2 protein-coding genes are annotated in these 1518 nt (G+C 39.8%); one reads left to right on the top strand and one right to left on the bottom strand.

Features of this window, described 5'->3' with window-relative positions:
• The coding region (locus AC1DPZ_RS27050) for an alpha/beta hydrolase (protein WP_477409346.1) at nt 1–380 on the top strand (380 nt) is incomplete at its 5' end.
• Between the two features lie 430 nt (nt 381–810).
• On the opposite strand, the gene AC1DPZ_RS27045 is transcribed toward AC1DPZ_RS27050, so the two are convergent.
• Nucleotides 811–1518 (bottom strand): transglutaminase family protein (locus AC1DPZ_RS27045; RefSeq protein ID WP_477409344.1); only part of this gene is annotated, 708 nt, incomplete at its 5' end.

The following is a 1518-nucleotide window of genomic DNA, read 5'->3' as shown; positions in this document are numbered from 1 at the left end:
ACATTAGCCTGCGYCCCGATTTTATGATGCTGATTTACCCTGTGATAAGTTTTGGTGAACAGGCGCATGTTGGCTCGCGCGAAAACCTGATAGGCAAAACACCATCGGCAGCGCAACTTGAATTATACTCCAACGAAAAACAAATTACGGCCAATACGCCGCCTACATTTTTGGTACATGCCGAGGATGATAATACAGTACCTGTACAAAACAGCCTGTTGTTTTATGATGCTTTGCTCAAAAATAAAGTGAAAGCCGAGTTGCACCTGTTCCAGGAAGGTGGGCATGGTTTTGGCATGAATAACTCCAAAAACAAAGGCAAATGGTTTGAATGGGCCACCAATTGGCTGGAGGAGAATGGTTTTTTGAGTGGAAAGTAAGATCTGCCTGTTCGATATTTTTTTATGAGCTTAATAACAAGGTTGTTTAGTATAAAGCATACGTTGAAAGAGGAAATACTTAATGAAGGCCTTAGTATGGCTATGGAGTTTGGTAAGAATTGGTTACAGCCAATAAATCTAAGATTAAATTTAATCACTTATCGGATTTGGACATAATTACATATGCCGAATTATGTCGGACTGCTATGAGTCAGGGGCGTAGTTTCATTATGGATACTCTTATCGCTTTAGTTGATGAGCATAAAACTATAACGGCCCATGACCTCAAATTACGGTTTAACGATTATATTAAAAAACATTATGATTGGATAAATGGAGTTAACATTTCTAAATTACATAGTCAAGGATTATACTATGCGTGGAAAGAAGGATTAGATAAAGTAGTAGTTGACTAAATCTTAAACAAGGTTTACCCCAATATCCCCAACAATTCATTTAATTCCACTACCTTTTCCGTCGAACCAAGATTTTCGTAGGCACTGATGAGGTTGCGGATCACCCGTTTAATAATATCCGTATTTGAGCAAGGCTCATAAAATTGTTTATCAAACTTAAGATTAAGCTGTTTCAAAAACATATCCACATCCCTGCGGCCAAATATAAAGCCTTTATTAAAAGCATTGATGTAAAACAGGATGTTACCTTCAAATTCACTTTCCATACTTTCATCCAGGTAAGCTAAAATGAAATGCTGCGGCAGGTTTACACCGTAAACCGGGATATCCAATTTTTGGGCAATAATGGAATAGATGATGGCCAGCGAGATCTGGTTACCTTTCTTGGTTTCCAGCACCTGGCTCAGGAAGCTGTTTTGCGGGTCGAGGTGGTTGGAGGTGTTGCCGCTGAAGCCATAAATATTGTAGAACACATGATTAATAAGCTTAATCTGTTCTTTTGGGCTGGCCTCATTCATCATCTGGATCCAGATGTCGCGCTTAATGGATTCTATCTGGTTTATAACTTTCTGTTCGTCCAGATCGGGATATTGGTAGCGGTTAATGATAAGGATGCCCTGTAACAGATCGAAAGCGCCACCCTGGCGCCAAAGCTTAAGGTCGTTTTTTAATGTGCCGAATTGGATTTCGTGTACCAGGTTAGCAATACGTTCCTGCTGCAC

Source organism: Mucilaginibacter sp. P4_G9 (genome assembly GCF_056400985.1).
This window is presented reverse-complemented; position numbering and strand designations above follow the sequence as displayed.